The sequence below is a fragment of the Caballeronia sordidicola genome (assembly GCF_000729995.1).
Classification (GTDB): Bacteria; Pseudomonadota; Gammaproteobacteria; order Burkholderiales; family Burkholderiaceae; genus Caballeronia; species Caballeronia sordidicola_A.
Map to the genome: position 1 here is coordinate 42,608 of NZ_JNFG01000007.1, position 20,426 is coordinate 63,033.

Below are 20,426 nucleotides of genomic sequence, written 5' to 3' on the forward strand. Positions count from 1 at the left end.
ACGTTTTTCTGGAGTAAAGCATGAGCACGTCACACAAGGTTGTCGTCGTCACCGGCGCATCGCAAGGCATTGGTGCAGACATCGTCAAGGCATTTCGCAAACTCGACTATCGCGTCGTTGCAACCTCGAGATCGATCAAGCCATCGGAAGATCCGAACATCCTGACGGTTGCCGGTGATATTGGCGATCCAGACACCGCTGAACGCGTCATTTCGGAAGGCGTCGCAAAGTTCGGCCGGATCGACACGCTGGTGAACAACGCCGGCATTTATATTGGCAAGCCCTTCACGGAAAACACCAGGGAAGATTACGCCGCCGTGGTGAATGTGAATATGTCGGGCTTCTATTACATCACGCAGCTCGCCATCGCTGAAATGGAAAAGCATTCGAGCGGCCACGTGGTGAGTGTGACCGCGTGCGTCGTGGACCAGGCGATCAGCGGAGTGTATTCGGTACTGGCTGCGCTGACGAAGGGAGGCCTGAACGCCGCCACGAAGTCACTAGCGATTGAGTACGCCAGGAAAGGTATTCGCGTGAATGCCGTCGCGCCGGGCATCATCAAGACGCCAATGCATCCGTCGGAATATCACGACATGCTCGATGCCCTCCATCCACTCGGCCGTATGGGCGAGACGAGCGATATCACCAACGCGATCCTGTACCTTGATTCGGCGCCGTTCGTGACGGGCGAAATCCTGCACGTCGACGGCGGCCAGAGTGCCGGTCGTTAGCCGATTCAATATCAAGCGGATCTAAGGCTCTGCGCGCAGACCCGGCTCGTCGGGCTCGGTGATCGCGAGACTCATTTATATGAGCTGTTTGCAGCAGCGCAATTCAATACCTTTTATAGAGGTGACCAAAATGGCATCTAGTGATATTCAGGAAATCCAGGCATTAAACGCAAAATACAACTTTTCGATGGACGAAGGCGACGCTGAAGCATGGGCGAGTTGCTTCACGGTCGACGGAGTCTTCAATGGTGTTATCGACGGCGAAAAGCCAAAGGGCGCCGAGCAATTGAAGGCGTTTGTTGCCAAGGGCATCGCAGAGTTCGGGACTATGTATCACCTCACGACCAACGAAATTATTTCGGTCGACGGTGAAAGTGCCCGTCAAAAGTGCTATCTGCAGTTCTTCACGAAAAAACACGGTGCGATTGATGGCTACATTTGCGTCTATGACGATTGGCTTAAGCGCGAGAACGGTATTTGGGCGTATAGCCGTCGAGACGTGATATCAAAAGACAAGTTTAGTCATCTGAAAGATTGATACATCCCTCGACAAGACAGGCAACTATCGACCAGCGTTTCCTTCCAGATTCCTGGCGTGTTGCCGACTCGTCGAATCCAGCCGACCGCTTCTCTGTGTAATGCACTCGCTCCATCGTCCGATAGACGAGTGCGGCGAACGACGCTTGATGGTCGATAGCGCCTTTTCGACGAAGGCGCGCGAAAAATTCTTCAACGGCTGAACAGCCAGAAGGACAGATCTGCATCAAGCCAATGTCGACGTGTAAACGTTGCTTCATCACCATCTAGACTGAAGCCCAAGTTCACTGTGGCAACTGATCGGCCACTTTGGCGACACCCGCAGCCGCGCATATTTCGTCTTTATCGCCCCCTGGCGCGCCGCCGATGCCCAACGCGCCGACGATCTCCCCGTGCGCCTTGAAAGCGACGGCCCCTGGCAGGGCAATGACGTTATGCACCGTTGCTAGCTGTGGCGCGAATTGGTTCGTTTTAACCAGGTTGAAGAATCCGCTCGACCGATCAAATCCAAACTCCGGTCCAAGTGTGACGACCGTAAATGCTTTCCTGAAGCTCGATTCACCTGTGGCCACCGGTGCATGATCTCCGCGTAGGACGACTTGAGGTACTCCATCCATGTCGACCACCGTGACCGTCGACCAATAGTGCTTTTCCTCACATACCCGGAGTGCCTCTTGCGCCGCCTCCATGGCGATCTTGAGTGGCAACACGTAGCGATATTCAGGCTGCGGCGCCTGTTGTGCATGTACCGAAATGCAAGCGATCGACACGCCAAAAAAGGACATAGCTAAGCTTGTGAATTTCATAGCTCCCTCTGCAGACTGAATCAGTGAGACGGATTGCGCCAAAGTTTTGTTATGCAATAGCAATCGAGACCCTCTGCAACTAACTCACGCGCAATTCGAATCACGCATTGCGCCGTTTCTGGCAGCGGCATGCGCCGGCAGACGGCGCGCTCAGGTCGAATCAGCTATACAAGTTGGCAGTCTCGAGTGGTCCCAACCAAAGTCTTTTGGGTCGATCCATCTGCGAGACAGACGCGTTGATGCCACTTTAGAGGCTGCAATCTGTTTTACCAATATCGTCCAGTAAAAGAACTCTTTCATCACGCTCCACAATCCGATTTCCCTCGAAGCGCTCCGACCGTCAGAGCAATGTATGTAGTGACGTGAGTTGACGTTGATAGCCGAAGCCCGATTGTCAATATTGGACGGGTGCAAAGGCTTATTCTGATCCTGCTATCTGATAGACCCATCACGACAAAGAGACATCCGCTCTGGCCGACTGCTGTTCGGATAGATTGCTCAGAGCCGACCGACCGAATGAGAAAGAGAGGAATCAACATCTGTCCCGCGAACATCACACCATTCGACAGGAACTGCGCAGCAGCCGCCACCGTAAACGTGCGATTGTGAAACTGCCTCAGATCGATCAGCGCCCGCCCAGCCTTGCGCACTTCAACCCGCAAAAACACGACGGACACCACGACGCCCGCAACCATCGCGACGATCCCCGTATGCTGCCGGATGCGCTCTGCGCCGAACAATACCATCGCGAGTCCGGGCGACAGCAGCATGAGTCCGAGCCAATCCATCTCCCGCGGCTGAAGATATTTACGATCATCGGGCAGGAACAGCACCGACAACACCAGCGCCAGCACGCCCACCGGCAAGTTGACGAAAAACAGCCAGCGCCACGACGCATAGCGAAGAATAAGGCCTGCAATCACCGGACCGAGCAACGGCCCGAGCAGGATCGGCACGGTTGCATAGCCAGCCACGCGTGTAAACTGGTTACCTGCCGCGCGCTTCATCATTAACTGCGCCATCGGTGCGAGCAGACCGCCACTCGCGCCCTGCAACAGACGGAAGCCAACCAGCGCATCAGCCGACCATGCAAAGCCGCACAGCAGCGAACTAAGCGTGAACGACGAGAAGCACCACAAGTAGAGCGCCCTGCCGCCGATCCGGTCGACCAGCCAGCCGTTGAGCGGCAACACCAGCGTCAGCGCGAGCAGATACCCGCTCGTCACCCACTGAATCGCAGGCAACGTGGCATGGAGTTCGTGCGCGAGACCGGACAGCGATACGTTGACGATAGTCGCATCAAGCTGTGCAAGCAGCGAGCCGAGTACGGCGACGATCGTAATTCTCCAGACCAGTGGATCAAGCCGATCGCGTTGTGCCGCGCTCAAAACAGCCCTTCGCGACGCACACGACCGAAATGAACCGATGAGAAAACACCCATGACAAGCACGCCGACGAGCATCGCCGCGCTATCGACGTTCACGCCGGGCTCGAACGGATAGTGAACGAGCAGCGCCAGACCGATCGATACGTTCAGCATCCCCCACAGAAAATTGACCAGCGGCGACGACGGCCCTTTGCCATGTGGTTTCGAGAAAGGGGACGGGAACATCTCACCGCGCAGACCCGCGGTGAGATGCGGCATCGCGTTACATAAAAAGGCACCTGCGAAGAAGATCGCAACGAAACTCATGGTTCATCCTTTCGAGGAAGCTGGAGAAGCCGCAAAGGCTATGGAAGACTGGAATCGCCGAGGCGCTTGATGAGCGGAATGGCCGCAGCAAGCGTCGCGACGTCCTGCGGATCGAACTGTTCGAGCTTCGCCAGCAGCCAGTCGCGTTTGGTCGCCGTGCGCCGCTTGCGTTCATTTAGCCCCTTGCGCGTGATCGCGAACAGGATCTGACGGCCGTCTGAGGGATGCGGTTCGCGCTCGACGCACGCCTCTTCTTCGAGGCCCGCGAGGATGGTTTTCATTGACTGCGGCTTCATCAGTTCGGCGCGCGCGAGATCCGCGGTGGTCATCGGACCTTCTCGCTCCAGCCGCGCGAGAACGCTAGACTGCGACAAGTTCAGGTCGCCGGGATTGGCGCTGCGCAGCTGGCGCAAAAGCTGGCCAACTGCCAGCGTCAGGTCGGAGACGACGCATTCGAGCGGCGGAGTGGATTTACGAGAGCGGGCCATGCGTGAATCCTAAATTAAGACAGTTTAACTTGCAAGTTAAACTGTCGATTTTGGTGCGGCTACCGCGCTGGGTGGTTCAAACGTATGTCAGATTGTCGTCCGACTGATTTTCGATTCGGCCCGTGCGTTGCCCGGCCCTGTCGCCGGCTTTTTTTCTAACGGGCCACAATATCCTTGATCGTGAAACGTCTTCACCTGTATGGAACAGCCGCCGCCCACGAACCCGATGATCGATAGAGACAGCGACATCACCGCAACCGTCTTGCGTGAGCGTACGAAACTCGGGAACTTCATCCGGCGTCGCGTGCGTGATCCAAGCGACGCCGAAGATATCCTGCAAGACGTGCTTCACGAATTCGTGCAGGCGTACCGGCTTCCCGAACCTATTGAACAAGTCAGCGCGTGGCTGTTTCGCGTAGCGCGCAACCGCATCATCGACCGCTTTCGCAAGAAGAAAGAGCAGCCTCTGAGCGAGACCGTGGCGACCAGTGACAACGCCGATACCGTCGACGATGAATACCGGCTCGATCTCGCGCTCCCTTCGCACGATGCCGGCCCCGAAGCCGCCTATGCCCGGTCGGTGCTCCTGGCGGCCCTGCAACACGCGCTCGATGAATTGCCGGAGAACCAGCGCGATATTTTCATCGCTCACGAAATCGAGGGCCGCAGCTTCAAGGAACTGGCTTCAGAAAGCGGCGTGGCCCTGAACACGCTGCTGGCTCGCAAGCGCTATGCGGTGCTGCATCTGCGCGCCCGCTTGCAAGCCGTGTATGACGAACTGGATATTTAAAGGAGAAGGCAGATGAGATTCAGAATGAGATTCCTCGGCAAGGCGCTGTTCGTGCTCGTGGGCATTGCCGTGCTGGGTTGGATGGTGATGAGCTTATGGAACTGGGTGGTCCCGGCGCTGTTCGTGGGAGCTCGTGCGATCGATTTCGCCCATGCGCTGGGCCTATTGATCCTGAGCCGGATCTTGTTCGGCGGATTTCGCGGCCATGGCGGCTGGCGTGGTCGCCAGCACTGGCGCCGCTGGGAACAGATGACGCCGGAAGAGCGCGAGAAGTTTCAGCAGGGCATGCGCTGCGGCCGCCGCAAGCCGCAAGAGGATACGGTATGAGCAATGCACCGGCATCCGCCTGCAAACAGGCACCGGGCGTGATCGCGCCCGTTGTGAACTTCAACCGGTGCGAGGGCAAGGCGGATTGCGCGGTCGTGTGTCCCGAGAACGTCTTCGAGATCCGCCGGATCGACGCCACCGACTACGAACGCCTGGGGCCATTGCAGAGATTCAAGCTGCGCGTGCACGGCATGAAAGTCGCGTACACGCCGAACGCCGATGCGTGCCAGGCATGCGGTTTATGCGTGACCGCGTGTCCCGAACGGGCCATTACCTTGGCACGGATGAGTTGACAGCGGCCCGCTAAAGCCGCCAAGCCAATTGTCCCGACTATGCCGGCCCCGCGCATTTTCCGGTCGTGCAGACCCGGCGCCAAGGTCGCGGCCAAGTTTTTCGCCGATATCGCCGCGTGTGCCGCTCTTAGCGATGTAAGGCGGCCGCAAGCGGTGGCCCAAGTAATCGGCGCAGCAATTTAGTCTTTAAATTTAGGCGCTTAAGCCCGTTTGCCGGGCATGTCGCAAGGTCCAGGCACCCCCTCGCAGCCATTGAAAACCCTCAATTTGGGGGTTGCAATGCGAAACGCCGGGCCGGTTCAGCCCTCTTGAAAGCAAAATCAGGCAAAATTCGATGGTTAACCCCGGTCGTTGACGCAGCCGGCGGCGCCCCCAACCCATTTTTCCTGAGAAAAACGATGAGTACCGAGCAACCTACCATCATCTACACCCTCACCGACGAGGCCCCGCTGTTGGCCACCAGCGCCTTCCTGCCCATCATCCGCACCTTCACCGCGCCGGCCGGAATCCGCGTCACCACCAGCGACATCTCGGTCGCCGGCCGCATCCTGGGCGAGTTCCCGGAATTCCTGACAGAAGAGCAACGGGTGCCGGACAACCTGGCCGAACTCGGCCGCCTGACGCTGCTGCCTGACACCAACATCATCAAGCTGCCCAACATCAGCGCATCCCAGCACCAGTTGACAGGCGCGATCAAGGAACTGCAGGGCAAGGGCTACAAGATCCCCGATTTCCCCGAAGATCCGAAGACCGACGCCGAGAAAGCAATCCGCCAGCGTTATTCCAAGTGCCTGGGCAGCGCCGTGAACCCGGTGCTTCGCGAAGGCAACTCGGACCGCCGCGCGCCCGCAGCCGTCAAGAACTACGCCCGCAAGAACCCGCATAGCATGGGCGAGTGGAGCATGGCTTCGCGCAGCCACGTGGCCCACATGAAGCATGGCGACTTCTATCATGGCGAAAAGTCCATGACCGTGGCGAAGGCTCGCGACGTGAAAATGGAACTGGTCACGCAAGGTGGCAAGACCATTGTGCTCAAGCCGAAGGTGTCGTTGCTGGACGGCGAGATCATCGACAGCATGTTCATGAGCAAGAAGGCGCTGTGCGACTTCTATGAAGAACAGATGGAAGACGCGCGCAAGACCGGCGTGATGTTCTCGCTGCACGTGAAGGCCACGATGATGAAGGTCTCGCATCCTATTGTCTTCGGTCATGCCGTGAAGATCTTCTACAAGGAAGCTTTTGAGAAGCATGGCAAGCTGTTCGACGAGCTGGGTGTGAACGTCAACAACGGCCTCGTCAACCTGTACGACAAGCTGGAAAGCCTGCCGACTTCCAAGCATGAAGAGATCATCCGTGACATGCATGCGTGCCACGAGCATCGTCCCGAACTGGCGATGGTCGATTCGGCCAAGGGCATCTCGAACCTGCATGCACCTAACGACATCATCGTGGATGCATCGATGCCGGCCATGATCCGCATTGGCGGCAAGATGTGGGGCGCCGACGGTCGTCCGAAGGACACCAAGGCCGTGATTCCGGAAAGCACGTTTGCGCGGATCTATCAGGAAATCATCAACTTCTGCAAGACCAATGGCAACTTCGATCCGGTCACCATGGGCACGGTGCCCAACGTCGGCCTGATGGCGCAGCAGGCCGAAGAATACGGCTCGCACGACAAGACCTTCGAAGTACCGGAAGCGGGCGAGGCGCGCATTGTCGACATCGCCACGGGTGAAGTGCTGCTGACGCAAAACGTGGAACAAGGCGACATCTGGCGCATGTGCCAGGTTAAGGACGCGCCGATCCGCGACTGGGTGAAGCTTGCCGTCACGCGTGCACGCAATTCCGGCATGCCTGCCATTTTCTGGCTGGACCCGTACCGTCCGCACGAAGCCGAAGTGATCAAGAAGGTCGAGACCTACCTGAAGGATCATGACACCAGCGGCCTGGACATCCAGATCATGTCGCAAGTGCGCGCGATGCGTTACACGCTGGAGCGCGTCATCCGCGGCCTGGACACGATCTCGGTTACCGGCAACATCCTGCGTGACTACCTGACCGACCTGTTCCCGATCATGGAACTGGGCACCAGCGCCAAGATGCTTTCCATCGTTCCGTTGATGGCCGGCGGCGGCATGTACGAAACTGGCGCGGGTGGTTCGGCTCCGAAGCACGTCAAGCAACTGGTGGAAGAAAACCATCTGCGCTGGGATTCGCTGGGTGAATTCCTGGCGCTGGCGGTGTCGCTGGAGGATTTGGGGCTAAAGACCGGCAATGCGCGAGCCAAGGTCCTGGCGAAGACGCTGGATGCCGCCACGGGTCAACTGCTGGAGAACAACAAGAACCCGTCGCCCAAGACCGGGCAACTGGATAACCGCGGCAGCCAGTTCTATCTCGCGATGTACTGGGCGCAGGAACTCGCGGCGCAAACCGAAGACGCAGAGCTGGCTGCTCAGTTCGCGCCGTTGGCGAAACAACTGACGGCGGACGAGAAGACCATCGTGGCTGAGTTGTCGGCGGTCCAGGGTGCAGCGGCGGACATTGGCGGCTATTACAAGCCGGACTTCCAGAAGCTGGAGTCGGTGATGCGCCCGAGCAAGACGCTGAACGCTGCACTGGCGGCAGCTCAGGCTTGAGGCATTCGATCAGCCTGTAGCGTTTGATCGCGATCTTCCGGCTTCGGCTGGAAGATCGCGCGAGTGGCTCAAATTCTTGCAGGAATCGGCGCGGATAGTTCGACAGGATTATCCGCGCCGCTTTTGATCCCACTTAGTTTGTATAACTATCTATTATCTAACGCCCCTGCTACAACGCCAGACTACCCATTTCCCCATAGGCTCGATTCAACCACACCTTGACGCGCTGCCGCTCCAGCAAACCGAGTCCGGAAGCCGCTCGATCCGCGTGATTGACCGCAGCCCAAAAACTAACGCCGTGCTGATCGATTTTCTGCATCGTGGTATCGGGCAAGCGCCGCAAGCTGATCACACTGGCGCCCAGCGCTTTGGCCCGGGCAAGTTCCCCTGACGCTTCCAGAATCTCGAACCGGTCACCGCGAACCTCATTCAGGACAATGACCAGCTTGATCCGTCCGCCGAACTGATCGAGCCATTGCCGCAGGAGGTCAACCGAATCGCGCCCGGCGTCCATCACGTGCCACCAGGTCAGCGTCAGGCCATGCTCTTGCGCGAGTTCAACAACTTCCGCGTCGTCGAGCCATTTTCCGACGGACTGCTGCGTCTGCGCGGCAAGATCGACCAGGATGCGCCGTTGGGGATCCTCAAGTGCAAGTTCAATGATGGGGTCCAGGCTATCGTGACGATCAAGTACGGCCGGCGCGGCAAAATCCGCATAGAACCGTAATAACGCGCCATGCGACTTGTCGGTGTCAAAACCCGTGAACGGGATGTTCCGATCAACAAAGTACTGGGCTAATACGCGGGCGACGAGCGATTTGCCGACGCCTCCTTTTTCGCCACCGATAAAGTGGATGTAGCTCATTTCTGCGGATCCTTTGTCGAGGAGCGGGATGGGTGGAAACAAGAATATCGCGTTTCGATGACTTAATAGCGACGTAGGCTACACGGAAAATAAAACCATGACTGCAGCAAGCAGTGCTCTCGCATGGATTTGTTAAATCGGACGGAAGCCGGGCTTGTAGCTGCCCGCATGAATGCCGCGACCGCGGCCGAACTGGAAAGACCGCGCGTGAGCACATGCCCGCGCTGCTCAATAAAGTGGCTAACGTGCCGTTAACCAAGAGATATCATCCACGATCAAATTTTTCCCGACAACAGCACCACCGTCCCGGATAGATAACTCTCCAATTTTTTCGACAGGAAACGATCTAACGATCGTGTTTTGTCCGAGTAGACGATTCCGGCGGCCTGCGGTATGTTGAATCACCGGCTGCAATAAGTCGCCCTGTTTCAAGAATGTGCCAGGCAAGCGACCTGCTGCGAATTAACAAAAATGCCCTCAACCCGGATCTTGCTTGCCAAACGACTCAAGCTGACAACAGCCGCTCTGTGCGTACTGGTCTTGAGCCTCGCGACGCCTTTGCTCCTCCATCAATTACGCGCGTATTCATTGGCGGAGAATGGGGTTCAATCACTAGACCGCTTTCGCGCCGCCTTGCTCGCCATGGAAAGCGTGTCGGCGGAACGCGGCCCCGCTAACGGCGCGCTCGGCGCGGACGCACTTAGTGCACCGGCGCTGCGACTTCCCTTGATCAACGCGCGCGCCGAAAGCGACCGGCGCCTGGCGGTGCTGCGCTCGCTGACTACAAGTGAGGTGTGTCCCGGCTGCACGGTTGAACGCGCGTCCGTCGATGCAGTGCAAACGCAGCTTGTTGCGGCCCGCAAGCGAGTCGACGCCCTCATCGCTCAGCCCATAGAGCAACGTGACCATGATGCCGTCCTCAGCGCGGTCAACCAGATGGTCGCCGTTATTCCGAACTTCGGTCCGCTGGCAAATGCCGGCGGAGCGGGCATTGTGCGCGGCGACCCCAACGCACTGAATTGCATCCTGATCGCTCGGTTGACCGCTCAACTTCGTGAACAGGCGGGGCTTCTGGGGTCGACCTTCACTGCGGCGCTGACCGCTCACCGGCCCTTGAGTGAAACCGAATTATTCGCGCAAGAACGGGCTAAAGGACGTATCGACGAATTGCGCGGCCTGATCGCTGCCCGCGTAGAACATACACCGGTCAGCGCAACCACCTATCAGCGCCTCACCAGCGTCTATTACGACAATGGCCTGAGCTACATGGCGCGCGTCCGCGTATTGGCAACGCACCCGGAAGGAGCCGATCTCACGGCGGCCGAACTGGCGGCGGAGTATGTGCCGACCATGCGGCCCATCGTGCAATTTCGCGACTACGTGCTGGATCTGGCGGAACACGAAGTCAAAGGACATCGTAATGAATCGCTGATGTTTCTGGTTGCAAGTGCAATCGGCACTGCGGGCGTTCTTTACCTTTTGCTGATTGCGTCCGTGTACTTCAGGCGGCGGTTCGTGCAGCCGTTTATTGAAGCGGCCGACATCATCATGGCGATCGCCGATGGAAAGCTCGAGACACCCATTCCTCACGGTGAACACCGGCTTGAGATCCGCAGCCTGTTTCACGCGATCCTCGTGCTGAAAGAAAACAGCATCGAAAAGATGCGGCTGGAGCACGAGCGCAATATCCTGCTGCGCGAACTCGAGACCGTGGCCGACACCGACTTCCTGACCCGCTTGCTCAACCGCCGCGCGTTCGAACGCAAGGCGACCGCTTCGCTCAGCAGGCGCACGGCGACCGAAGCTCAGCAAGTCCTCATCATGTTCGACGCGGACCGCTTCAAGCAGATCAACGACACCCTGGGCCACGCCGCCGGTGATCTGGCGCTGCAGACGATTGGAACACTATGCAGCGAGATATGGCGTCAGCCGGATATTGCGGCACGCCTCGGCGGCGAGGAATTCGCTGTGCTGACAATGGTCGATGATGCCAGCGAGGCCATTGGCGCCGCCAATGAACTGCGACGGCGCCTGGCATCCACGGCGCTGGAACTGGACGGTGTCCGCTTCACAGTCACGTTGAGCTTCGGGATCTCGCTGGCTTCGCAAACCGGGCGTGAGACGCTCGACGCCCTCTTGCTACGCGCCGACAAGCTGCTTTACAGCGCCAAGCTGGGGGGGCGTAACTGCATTGTGTCGGACATCGAAAGCTCGACGAGTCAGCAGCATCGCCTGTGAGCGGCGTGCAGCACCCTTCTGCCGATCATTCCGCTGTGGGCGTTGGCACGCGTGCCGCGAGGAACTGCACGAAGGTGCGTACCTTGCTCGAATGGCGGCGGTTCGGCAGATAAGCGGCGTAGATCACCGCATCGCCCGCATGCGGATTGACCTCGACATTTTCAAACAGGCGTAACAGCCGGCCCGCACCAATCTCCGGCGCGACCAGCCATTCGGGCATCAGTGCTATGCCCCTGCCCGCGAGAACAGCTTCGAACAGCACATCAGGGTTATTGGCAATCAGGTGGCCGCGCACTTCGACCCGCTCCTGCGCGTCTCCATCGCGAAACGTCCACACCTGCCTTGCCTCCCTGTGAGGTCCGCCATAAGCGAAGCGCAGGCATTCGTGATCGGCCAGCGCCTGCGGGTCGGCAGGCTTGCCGTACCGCTCCAGGTACTCATGGCTCACCACGACAAAACGCTTGTTGTCGGCCAGCTTCCTCACGACCAGGCTTTCATCGCGTGCGGGCAAGCCGATTCGAATCGCGACATCGATACGCTCTGCGGCCAGGTCCAGGTAGTGATCGGCGACCACCACGTCGAGGACCACACGGGGATACTCGCTCAGGAAAGTAGCAAGATGCGGCGCGAGGCACAGCCGGCTATAGGCAGTAGGCACGGAAATACGCAGCGCGCCAACGGGCGCCGCACCGCTGTCGAAGATGCTGTCGTCAGCTTCAGCAAGGTCGTCGAGCACCTTGCTGATTTGCTCGACATACGCGGTGCCGGCATCGGTCAGGCTGACGCGCCGCGTGGTGCGCGTGAGTAGCGCTGTGCCAAGCGACGTTTCGAGCGCATCCATCAGGCGCGTTACCGACGAAGTGGCCACGCCCAGGCGCTGGGCCGCCTTGGAAAAGCCGCCGGCCTCGGCCACTTCCAGCAACGTAGTCAACGCAACCAGTTTGTCCACTTGCTCGCTCCACTGTCTGAGCGTTGCGTGGCACGCAACGCAAGATTGCTCTGCGAACGTATTCTACTAACGAATTGCAATCGATATCCTGTGCGTAATCTTCCTAATTGTCCTCAGGAGCGCGCCGTGCAAGCCATCGAAATCTCTGTCAACTACGATTTCATTTGTCCGTGGTGCTGGATCGGCCACCTGAATCTCGCCTCGGGAATTCGCGCAGCCAACCTGCCGGTACCCGTTTCAATCCAGTATGTGCCGTTCGAACTGAACCCCACGATGCCAGTCGATGGAATGGACCGGCGCGAATATCGGACGGCCAAGTTCGGCAGTTGGGTACGCTCGCAAGGGATGGACGCGCAGGTCGCGGCGACGGCCCTGACTGCCGGCGTGCAATTCAACTACGACAAGGTCAGCAGGACGCCGAACACACGCCTTGCTCATCAGTTGATGCAGTACGCGTTGAGCATCGGCGACGCGCGCAAGACCGAAGCGCTCTACCAGTCGATATTCGCCGCGTACTTCTCGGAAGGACGCGATATTGGCCTTCTCGGCACATTGGTTGAGATCGCTGCCAAAGCTGGCTTTGACGCTGCCGCGACAGAGGAATACCTTTTGCAGGGCCGAGGCCTTGCAAAGGTGCTCGAAGCGCAGCGGCTTGCTCAACAGCAAGGCATTCGCTCTGTGCCGACGGTGTTCATCGAGGGCGTAGCGATCAGCGGTGCGCAACCGCCGGCGGTATTCGCCAGCGCACTGCAAGCCGCGCTCGACCGGAGCGCCGCATGAACACGTCAGTGAAGCCGCGTGGAGTTATCGTCGGCGGATCGTTGAGCGGACTGTTCACGGCCACCACCTTGCGCCGGGCGGGATGGGACGTCGATGTGTTCGAGTTGTCGCCGAATGAACTGGACAGCCGCGGCGGCGGCATCGTGTTGCAACCCGACGTGCTGGCCGCGTTCCGGTTCGCGGGCGTGGCCTTCCCTGAACAGCTTGGCGTGGCGTCGGGAGACCGGATCTATCTGGACCGTGACGACAACCTGATCGAGCAGTTATACATGCCGCAGACCCAGACGTCCTGGAACCTGCTGTACACCACCATGAAGCAGGCGCTGCCCGCTGAGTCGCTTCATGCAGGCGAGGCGTTCACCGGTTTCGATACAGAGGGCGACCAGATAGTGGCGCATTTTGCGACCGGACGCAGCGAGCGTGCCGACCTGCTGATCGGCGCGGACGGTGCGCGCTCGAGCGTGCGTCGCGTGCTGTTGCCGGAGGTAGCGCCGAGCTATGCCGGTTATGTCGCCTGGCGCGGACTCGTTCCTGAAAACGCGTTGCCGCAGCAAGCCGCGGATGTCCTGCGGGACCGCTTCACCTTCCAGCAAGGCCCGGGACATTCCGCCCTTGCCTATCTGGTCCCGGGCGAGGACGGTTCGACCACGCCCGGCGAGCGCCGCTGGAACTGGGTCTGGTATCGCAAGCAGACACGCGGCGAACTCGATCAATTGCTGGTCGATCGCGATGGCAAGCAACGCACGTTTTCCTTGCCCCCGGGCGCCACGAAAGAGGCGGATATCGAGGTTTTGCGCGCCGCTTCCGGCGCACTGCTTGCACCGGCGTTTCAGGCGTTGGTTGCCTCGACGCAAGAGCCGTTCGTGCAGGCCATCCAGGACCTGCGGGTGCCCCGGATGGTGTTCGGGCGAATAATCCTGCTCGGCGACGCCGCGTTCGTGCCACGGCCCCATACGGCCGGCAGCACGGCCAAGGCGGCCGCTAACGCGCTTGCACTGGCGACCACGCTGGCATCGACGCCGCACACAAGCGCAGCGCTCGACGGTGCGCTCGCGCGTTGGGAACGTGCACAGCTGCAGCTCGGTATACGCATGACCGACCTCGGCGTGTCGCTCGGCAACCGCTTGATGAACATCGAACATTAAAACCAGTTTCGACCACTGAAGGATCCATCACATGACGTCTAACGCATCTGCTGCCGGCCAAAGCGGCGGCACCGTCAAGCTAACCCAGGGCATGATCGCGCTGTTCGCGTTCTGCTGCGGCGCGATCGTCGCCAACCTCTACTACGCGCAACCGATCACCGAGCTCATCGCACCAGACATTCACATGTCCGGCGGTATGGCGAGCCTGATCGTCTCGCTTACGCAGATCGGCTACGCATTCGGACTGTTCTTCCTGGTTCCGCTCGGCGATCTGCTGGAGAACCGCAAGCTGATGATCACGACAGCCATTGTCTCGATCTTCAGTCTGGCGTTGGCAGCCATCACGCGTCAGCCGAACGCGTTCCTGGCGGTCTCGCTGCTGGTCGGTTTCAGCTCGGTCGCCGTGCAGATCCTGATCCCGCTGGCCGCGCACCTTGCGCCCGACGAATCGCGCGGCCGCGTGGTCGGCAACATCATGAGCGGGCTCCTGCTTGGCATCTTGTTGTCACGTCCGATCTCAAGCGTGGTGGCCGGTCATTTCGGCTGGCGCGCCGTATTCGGCTCAGCGGCGGTGTTGATGGCCATCGTGACGACGGTCCTGGCGTTGACAATCCCGCGCCGCCAGCCCTCGCATCAGGCGACCTACTTTCAGTTGATCCACTCGCTTGGCGAGCTGGTCGTGACCTTGCCGGTACTGCGTCATCGCGCGCTGTATCAAGGGCTGATGTTTGCTTCGTTCAGCCTCTTCTGGACCGCGGTGCCGATCGAGCTGACACGTCATTACGGCTTGTCGCAAAACGCGATCGCCGTGTTCGCGCTGGTCGGCGCGATAGGCGCTACGTCTGCGCCCGTTGCAGGGCGGCTTGCTGACGCCGGGCACTCAGTCCGCGCTACGTTGATTGCCCTCGTGGTCGGGGCGCTCGCGTTCACACCGGCACTGATTCATCCGGCGTGGGGCGTGGGCGCACTCGTCGTGACCGGCGTGGTACTGGACTTCGCTGTGCAGATGAACATGGTGCTCGGTCAGCGCGAGATCTACGCGTTACATGCAGCCAGCCGGAACCGTCTGAATGCACTTTATATGACCAGCATCTTCATCGGCGGCGCGATGGGGTCAGCGCTGGCCAGCAGCTTGTATGACCATGGTGGATGGACGTTGACCGCCACGGTTGCGAGCGTATTTCCTGTCATCGCCTTGGTGCATTACCTGGCGATCGGCAGGTCGGTTGCGGTGGCGGCGGCTTGAACGGTGTCGAGGCCACTTTCGGACTCGGCACCACGACCCTCTGAGCACAGAAACGCATGCGCGGGAGCGGCCCATCCCTTCGGACCTGCTATATTTCCTCTGTTAATAATCATTCGATAAGGGGAAGACAATGCCACGGCAAAAGCGCCCAGCATCCAGCCTGTCGGGGCAGACGGATAGCGCCGCCACTGAGTCGCCGGAAGCAGCGACGTCCGGCAAACGCATGGCGCCCGAAGATCGGGAACAGCAGATTGTCGAGAAGGCCATCGAGCATTTCGCGACTCACGGTTTCTCCGGCAGCACCCGCGAACTCGCCAAGCAAATCGGCGTCACGCAACCGTTGCTCTACCGTTATTTCCCCAGCAAAGATGCGTTGATTGAACGTGTGTACAGCGAAGTGTATCGATGGGATCCTGCGTGGGAAGGCCTGATCGCCGATCATCGCATTCCTCTGCAGGAACGCTTGTGCACGCTCTACAAAGCCTACTCGCGGGTCATCCTGCAGCGCGAATGGATTCGTACTTTCATTTTCGCCGGCCTCACGCGTGAAGGAATCAATACCCGCTATCTGGACAAGTTACGCGAACGGATATTCCGCCCGGTCATGCGCGAAATCCGTGCGGCCTATGACATTCCGGCGCCAACCACGCGCGCTGCGCAGGAAGCAGAACTCGAATTGATCTGGAGCCTGCATGCGAGCATTTTTTATATCGGCATGCGCCAGTGGGTGTACGGGCTTCCCGTCCCAAAGGATCTGGACGCGCACGTCGAACGCCAGGTCGATGCATTCCTGAACGGCACACCGGCTGTATTGAAGAAAATGGCGCCGGTCACGAAGGGCAACCGCGCAGCATCCGCCCCGTAGTCTTCCCGCTCCCCGCGGATCGCCATAAAGAACGTCCGCCGACACGGTATCGCCCTGCTTCGAGAGCAGGGTAAACACCTGCGATTCACCGCTTTATCCGGGACACTCGTTGACCTACAATTTATCAATCGATCAATGATCGTTCGATAAATTAAGGAAGACTCCCATGCCAGTGACCAAACTTGCCCACTACTCGATCCGCACCGACGATCTCGAGAAATCCTGCCGCTTCTATGAGCGCGTACTCGGCTTTAAACAGGGGTACCGGCCGCCCTTCGACTTTCCCGGCGTCTGGCTCTACAAAGGCGGCGACGAACAAGACTTCGGCACAGTTCATATCATTGGCGTGGACCCGGACAATCCGGACGGTCTCACCGCGTATCTCGGCGATAAAGCGCTACCGTCGGCAGGGTCGGGAACCGTCGACCACATCGCCTTCCTTGCAACGGGTGTCGAGCAGATGTGGAAAACACTGGAGTCGGAAAACATAACGTGGCGTGACCGTACTGTACCGAGCCTCGGACTACATCAGGTCTTCATTGAAGATCCGTCGGGCGTCACCATCGAGCTGAATTTTCCCGCGGCGGAAGTCGCTCATCTGGCCGTTCCGCACGCCGCCGTGCCCGCCCACGAATCCGCGAAGGCAGGAGATTGAACATGACGAACGCTTCCGTTTTATCCAAAGCACGGCCGAAAGCAATCATCGTCGGCGGTTCCCTGGGCGGACTGTTCGCCGCGAACCTGCTGACCCGCAACGGCTGGGATGTCGATGTGTTCGAGCGTGTGCCGGACGAGCTTGCGGGTCGCGGAGCAGGGATCGTCACGCACCCGGAACTGTTCGACGCCCTGAAGGCAGCCGGGGTCGGGATCGATGATTCGATCGGCGTGAAAGTGTTGTCGCGCGTAACGCTCGCGCAGGACGGCAGCGTGCTGTCCGAACGTTCTTTGCCGCAGACACTCACTGCGTGGGCAAAGATGTATCACGTCCTTCGCTCTGCTCTTCCGGACAGTCACTACCATTCCGGCGGCACGGTGACATCCGTTGAAGATGGCCCGGACCACGCAACCGTCTTTCTTAGCGACGGCAGCATCCACCGGGCCGACATGATCATTGCCGCCGATGGATTCAAGTCCGAGATTCGCGGACGGCTTCTGCCCGATGTGAAGCTTGAGTACGCCGGCTACATAGCATGGCGCGGTCTGGTCGATGAGATGTCGTTGTCGAAGCCAACCCGTGATGCGTTGTTCGAGAAGTTCGCGTTCTGCTTGCCGGCGCGCGAACAGATTCTTGGTTATCCGGTGGCTGGTCAAGGCAACAGCACGACACCCGGCGAACGCCGCTACAACTTCGTGTGGTATCGCGCCACCAGCGAGGATGGCGACCTGCCGGACCTGCTGACCGACGCGAGCGGAAAGCGCTGGAGCGGCGGCATTCCGCCTACGCTGATCCGGCCAGACGTTCTGGCTGACATGGAAGAAGCGGCAACCACGCTGCTTGCACCGCAATTTGCCGAGGTGGTGACCAAGGCTAAGCAACCGCTCTTCCAGCCCATCTTCGATCTCGAGGTTCCCCAAATGGCATTCGGACGTGTCGCGCTGCTGGGCGATGCGGCATTCGTTGCGCGTCCGCATTGCGGCATGGGTGTCACCAAAGCGGCCGGCGATGCCATGGCGCTGACCGCTGCGCTAACCCGTGAAGCAGATGTCCGGCGCGCACTGGCGGAGTACAGCCAGGTGCGCACGCAAGTGGGCGCGGCCATCGTCCAGCACGCCCGTCACCTTGGCGCGTACATGCAGGCACAACTCAAGAATGAAACGGACCGCGTGATGGCCGAGCGTTATCGCACACCCGAGGCGGTGATGCGAGAGACAGCGGTAGCTGCGCGCTTCTGAACTCACACGCCGGATGGACTCGCTCCCGCGTTAATCAATCGACGGATGCGAGAGCAAGTCAATTCAAAGGAGACATCATGGAGCACACCATACCAGCCTATCAATCCGCCTTACGGCATGGCGCAACCGACCGGCCCATCACGGCTAATCCGTTGCTCGACGATCCACGCTTTCAAGCGTTGGTGCGTTCACGCAGGACGTTCTCGTGGACACTCACGGTCATCATGCTGGCCGTTTATTTCGCCTTCATTCTCACGCTTGCGTTTGAGCCGGCGCTACTCGGCCGTCCTGTGACCCAGGGTTACCCGACAACATGGGGCATCCCGATTGGCTTCGGTATGTTCGTATTCACATTCGCGCTGGTAGCGCTGTATGTCGTGCGTGCAAACACGACTTACGATCGCGCCGTCAGTGAGATCAGGAATGGAGATTTGCAATGAGACGCCTACCCGCATCGTTCATATCATTCAGCCTGCTGCTCACTGCGCTTCCCGCATGGGCCGCGAGTCCGCCCACGCTCTCGCGGGGACACAATCCCATAGCAATCGGCATGTTCCTGCTCTTCGTCGCGTCCACGCTGTTTATCACCCGATGGGCGGCGCGCAAGAACAACAGCGTGGCTGACCACTACGCAGCAGGCGGGAAGATCACGGCCTTCCAGAACGGCTGGGCGATTGCGGGAGACTATATGTCGGCTGCGTCGTTGCTCGGCATCTCGGCGCTGGTCTTTACCAGTGGTTACGACGGCCTGATCTACTCGATCGGATTCCTCGCCAGCTGGCCCATCATCCTCTTCCTGATTGCCGAGCCCCTGCGTAACCTCGGCCGCTACACCCTGGCGGATCTCGTTTCGCACCGTCTGCAACAGCGTCCCATACGCGCGTTTGCGGCATCGAGTTCCATTGTGATCGTCCTGCTTTATCTGGTATCTCAGATGGTTGGAGCGGGTAAGCTCGTTGAGTTGCTGTTTGGGTTCAACTACACGGTCGCGGTAGTGATCGTCGGCGTCTTGATGGTCGTGTACGTGTTCTTCGGTGGAATGCTGGCAACCACGTGGATCCAGATTATCAAGGCGGCCTTGCTATTGGCGGGTGCCGCGTTCATGGCGTTCATGGTGCTCGAGCGTTTCGGATTCAGCCTGAACGCCCTCTTCTCCCAGGCAATTCTCGCGCATCCGAAGCATCTCGCCATCATGAGTCCGGGCGGCCTCGTCTCCGATCCGGTATCCGCTGTCTCGCTCGGACTCGCATTGATCTTCGGCACGGCCGGGCTCCCGCACATCCTCATGCGGTTCTTCACGGTAGGCAACGTCAAGGCAGCCCGCAAGAGCATTCTTTACGCAACCGGGATCGTGGGGGTCGGCTATGCGCTGATCATCATCATCGGCTTCGGCACGATCGCGCTGGTCGCGACCGACGCGCGATATCACTCCTCGTCGGGTGCGGTGATTGGCGGCGCAAACATGGTCGCCATTCATCTGGCGCATGCGGTGGGTGGCAACATCTTTCTCGGCTTTATCTGCGCCGTGGCGTTCTCGACCATTCTCGCGGTGGTCGCGGGTCTGACGCTCGCGGGTTCATCGGCGATCTCTCACGACCTGTTCGCCAACGTGATGCGCCGCGGCACTGCTTCAGACCAGGAGGAAATGCGCGTTTCACGCGCTACAACGCTTGTTCTCGGCGTCCTCGCCATCCTGCTCGGCATTGCGTTCGAGAAGCAGAATATAGCGTTCATCGTGAGCCTGACTTTCTCGATTGCAGCCAGCTCCAACTTCCCTGTCATCCTGCTTTCCATCTACTGGCGCGGACTGACAACGCGTGGCGCCGTGATCGGCGGCTCGCTCGGCCTCCTCACCGCAGTGGTGCTGACCATCCTTAGCCCGACTGTCTGGGTGCAGGTGCTCGGACATGCGCATGCCATCTACCCGTATGAGTACCCGGCGCTTTTCTCGATGATCGTCGCATTCGCCGGTATCTTCTTTTTCTCCGTCACCGACAAGTCGACACAAGCGCTGCAGGAACGCGCGTTGTATGGCAATCAACTCGTGGACTGCGAGCTTGGCATGATGAAGCAAGGCTAGGCGCTAGTTGCGCGTAGAGAGAAGACGAGCGATGGATCGCGCTTGTTGCGTATCGTTTGCGTAT

20 protein-coding genes and 1 pseudogene are annotated in these 20,426 nt (G+C 59.4%); 15 read left to right on the top strand and 6 right to left on the bottom strand.

Translation table 11 applies throughout. The features are described 5' to 3' along the window. The first annotated feature begins 20 nt into the window (after positions 1-20). On the top strand, positions 21-731 hold the full coding sequence (locus FH08_RS0107215) for an SDR family NAD(P)-dependent oxidoreductase (RefSeq protein ID WP_031357681.1): 711 nt from the start codon (positions 21-23) through the stop codon (positions 729-731). Positions 732-861: 130 nt separating this feature from the next. Continuing rightward, positions 862-1,269, top strand: coding sequence for a nuclear transport factor 2 family protein (locus tag FH08_RS0107220; protein ID WP_031357682.1), 408 nt, complete (start codon positions 862-864; stop codon positions 1,267-1,269). A 283-nt stretch (positions 1,270-1,552) separates the two neighbouring features. Here the strand turns inward: FH08_RS0107220 and FH08_RS0107230 are convergent, their stop codons facing one another. The 4 genes and pseudogenes from FH08_RS0107230 to FH08_RS0107245 all read right to left on the bottom strand — a co-directional run bounded on the left by FH08_RS0107230 (position 1,553) and on the right by FH08_RS0107245 (position 4,255). Continuing rightward, positions 1,553-2,074, bottom strand: coding sequence for a GlcG/HbpS family heme-binding protein (locus FH08_RS0107230; RefSeq protein WP_031357683.1), 522 nt, complete (start codon positions 2,072-2,074; stop codon positions 1,553-1,555). Between the two features lie 440 nt (positions 2,075-2,514). Beyond that, positions 2,515-3,462, bottom strand: a pseudogene (locus FH08_RS0107235) (MFS transporter); the annotation flags it as partial. Next, a complete protein-coding gene (locus FH08_RS0107240) occupies positions 3,459-3,767 on the bottom strand; it encodes a LapA family protein (protein WP_031357685.1) in 309 nt (102 codons plus the stop codon). The pseudogene FH08_RS0107235 and the gene FH08_RS0107240, both read right to left, overlap by 4 nt. A 38-nt stretch (positions 3,768-3,805) precedes the next feature. Then, complete coding sequence (locus FH08_RS0107245) at positions 3,806-4,255, bottom strand: MarR family winged helix-turn-helix transcriptional regulator (protein ID WP_031357686.1); 450 nt, start codon at positions 4,253-4,255, stop codon at positions 3,806-3,808. A gap of 199 nt (positions 4,256-4,454) precedes the next feature. Here FH08_RS0107245 and FH08_RS0107250 point away from each other — a divergent pair, with 199 nt between their 5' ends. From FH08_RS0107250 to FH08_RS0107265, 4 genes are all read left to right on the top strand, one after another. Continuing rightward, complete coding sequence (locus FH08_RS0107250; RefSeq protein WP_031357687.1) at positions 4,455-5,045, top strand: sigma-70 family RNA polymerase sigma factor; 591 nt, start codon at positions 4,455-4,457, stop codon at positions 5,043-5,045. Positions 5,046-5,057: 12 nt separating this feature from the next. Further along, positions 5,058-5,372 (top strand): hypothetical protein, encoded by a 315-nt coding sequence (locus FH08_RS0107255; protein WP_031357688.1) that lies wholly within the window; start codon positions 5,058-5,060, stop codon positions 5,370-5,372. Next, the gene (locus FH08_RS0107260) at positions 5,369-5,665 is read left to right on the top strand and encodes a 4Fe-4S binding protein (protein ID WP_031357689.1); all 297 of its coding nucleotides are present in this window, start codon (positions 5,369-5,371) and stop codon (positions 5,663-5,665) included. Before FH08_RS0107255 ends, FH08_RS0107260 begins: the two co-directional genes overlap by 4 nt. Positions 5,666-6,063: 398 nt before the next feature. Continuing rightward, positions 6,064-8,301, top strand: coding sequence for an NADP-dependent isocitrate dehydrogenase (locus tag FH08_RS0107265; RefSeq protein WP_031357690.1), 2,238 nt, complete (start codon positions 6,064-6,066; stop codon positions 8,299-8,301). Between the two features lie 169 nt (positions 8,302-8,470). Here the strand turns inward: FH08_RS0107265 and FH08_RS0107270 are convergent, their stop codons facing one another. Beyond that, on the bottom strand, positions 8,471-9,166 hold the full coding sequence (locus tag FH08_RS0107270; protein WP_031357691.1) for a mobilization protein: 696 nt from the start codon (positions 9,164-9,166) through the stop codon (positions 8,471-8,473). 471 nt (positions 9,167-9,637) lie between these two features. Here FH08_RS0107270 and FH08_RS0107275 point away from each other — a divergent pair, with 471 nt between their 5' ends. Next, complete coding sequence (locus tag FH08_RS0107275) at positions 9,638-11,404, top strand: sensor domain-containing diguanylate cyclase (protein ID WP_035565543.1); 1,767 nt, start codon at positions 9,638-9,640, stop codon at positions 11,402-11,404. Positions 11,405-11,429: 25 nt separating this feature from the next. On the opposite strand, the gene FH08_RS0107280 is transcribed toward FH08_RS0107275, so the two are convergent. Next, the gene (locus tag FH08_RS0107280) at positions 11,430-12,353 is read right to left on the bottom strand and encodes a LysR family transcriptional regulator (protein WP_031357693.1); all 924 of its coding nucleotides are present in this window, start codon (positions 12,351-12,353) and stop codon (positions 11,430-11,432) included. 126 nt (positions 12,354-12,479) lie between these two features. Here FH08_RS0107280 and FH08_RS0107285 point away from each other — a divergent pair, with 126 nt between their 5' ends. The 8 genes from FH08_RS0107285 (at position 12,480) to actP (ending at position 20,362) form a co-directional block, all read left to right on the top strand. After that, complete coding sequence (locus FH08_RS0107285) at positions 12,480-13,133, top strand: DsbA family oxidoreductase (RefSeq protein ID WP_031357694.1); 654 nt, start codon at positions 12,480-12,482, stop codon at positions 13,131-13,133. Further along, on the top strand, positions 13,130-14,278 hold the full coding sequence (locus FH08_RS0107290; RefSeq protein ID WP_031357695.1) for an FAD binding domain-containing protein: 1,149 nt from the start codon (positions 13,130-13,132) through the stop codon (positions 14,276-14,278). The genes FH08_RS0107285 and FH08_RS0107290 overlap by 4 nt, the downstream gene beginning before the upstream one ends. A 31-nt stretch (positions 14,279-14,309) precedes the next feature. Next, entirely contained in the window at positions 14,310-15,524 is a 1,215-nt protein-coding gene (locus tag FH08_RS0107295) for an MFS transporter (protein WP_031357696.1), read from the top strand. 130 nt (positions 15,525-15,654) lie between these two features. Next, positions 15,655-16,389 (top strand): TetR/AcrR family transcriptional regulator, encoded by a 735-nt coding sequence (locus tag FH08_RS0107300; RefSeq protein WP_031357697.1) that lies wholly within the window; start codon positions 15,655-15,657, stop codon positions 16,387-16,389. A 166-nt stretch (positions 16,390-16,555) separates the two neighbouring features. Further along, complete coding sequence (locus FH08_RS0107305) at positions 16,556-17,044, top strand: VOC family protein (RefSeq protein ID WP_031357698.1); 489 nt, start codon at positions 16,556-16,558, stop codon at positions 17,042-17,044. A gap of 2 nt (positions 17,045-17,046) precedes the next feature. Further along, positions 17,047-18,282: an FAD binding domain-containing protein gene (locus FH08_RS0107310; protein WP_031357699.1), complete on the top strand. Its 1,236-nt coding sequence runs from the start codon at positions 17,047-17,049 to the stop codon at positions 18,280-18,282. A 77-nt stretch (positions 18,283-18,359) separates the two neighbouring features. Then, positions 18,360-18,722 (top strand): DUF485 domain-containing protein, encoded by a 363-nt coding sequence (locus tag FH08_RS0107315; RefSeq protein WP_031357700.1) that lies wholly within the window; start codon positions 18,360-18,362, stop codon positions 18,720-18,722. After that, positions 18,719-20,362, top strand: coding sequence for a cation/acetate symporter ActP (gene actP, locus FH08_RS0107320; protein WP_031357701.1), 1,644 nt, complete (start codon positions 18,719-18,721; stop codon positions 20,360-20,362). Before FH08_RS0107315 ends, actP begins: the two co-directional genes overlap by 4 nt. Positions 20,363-20,426 lie beyond the last annotated feature (64 nt).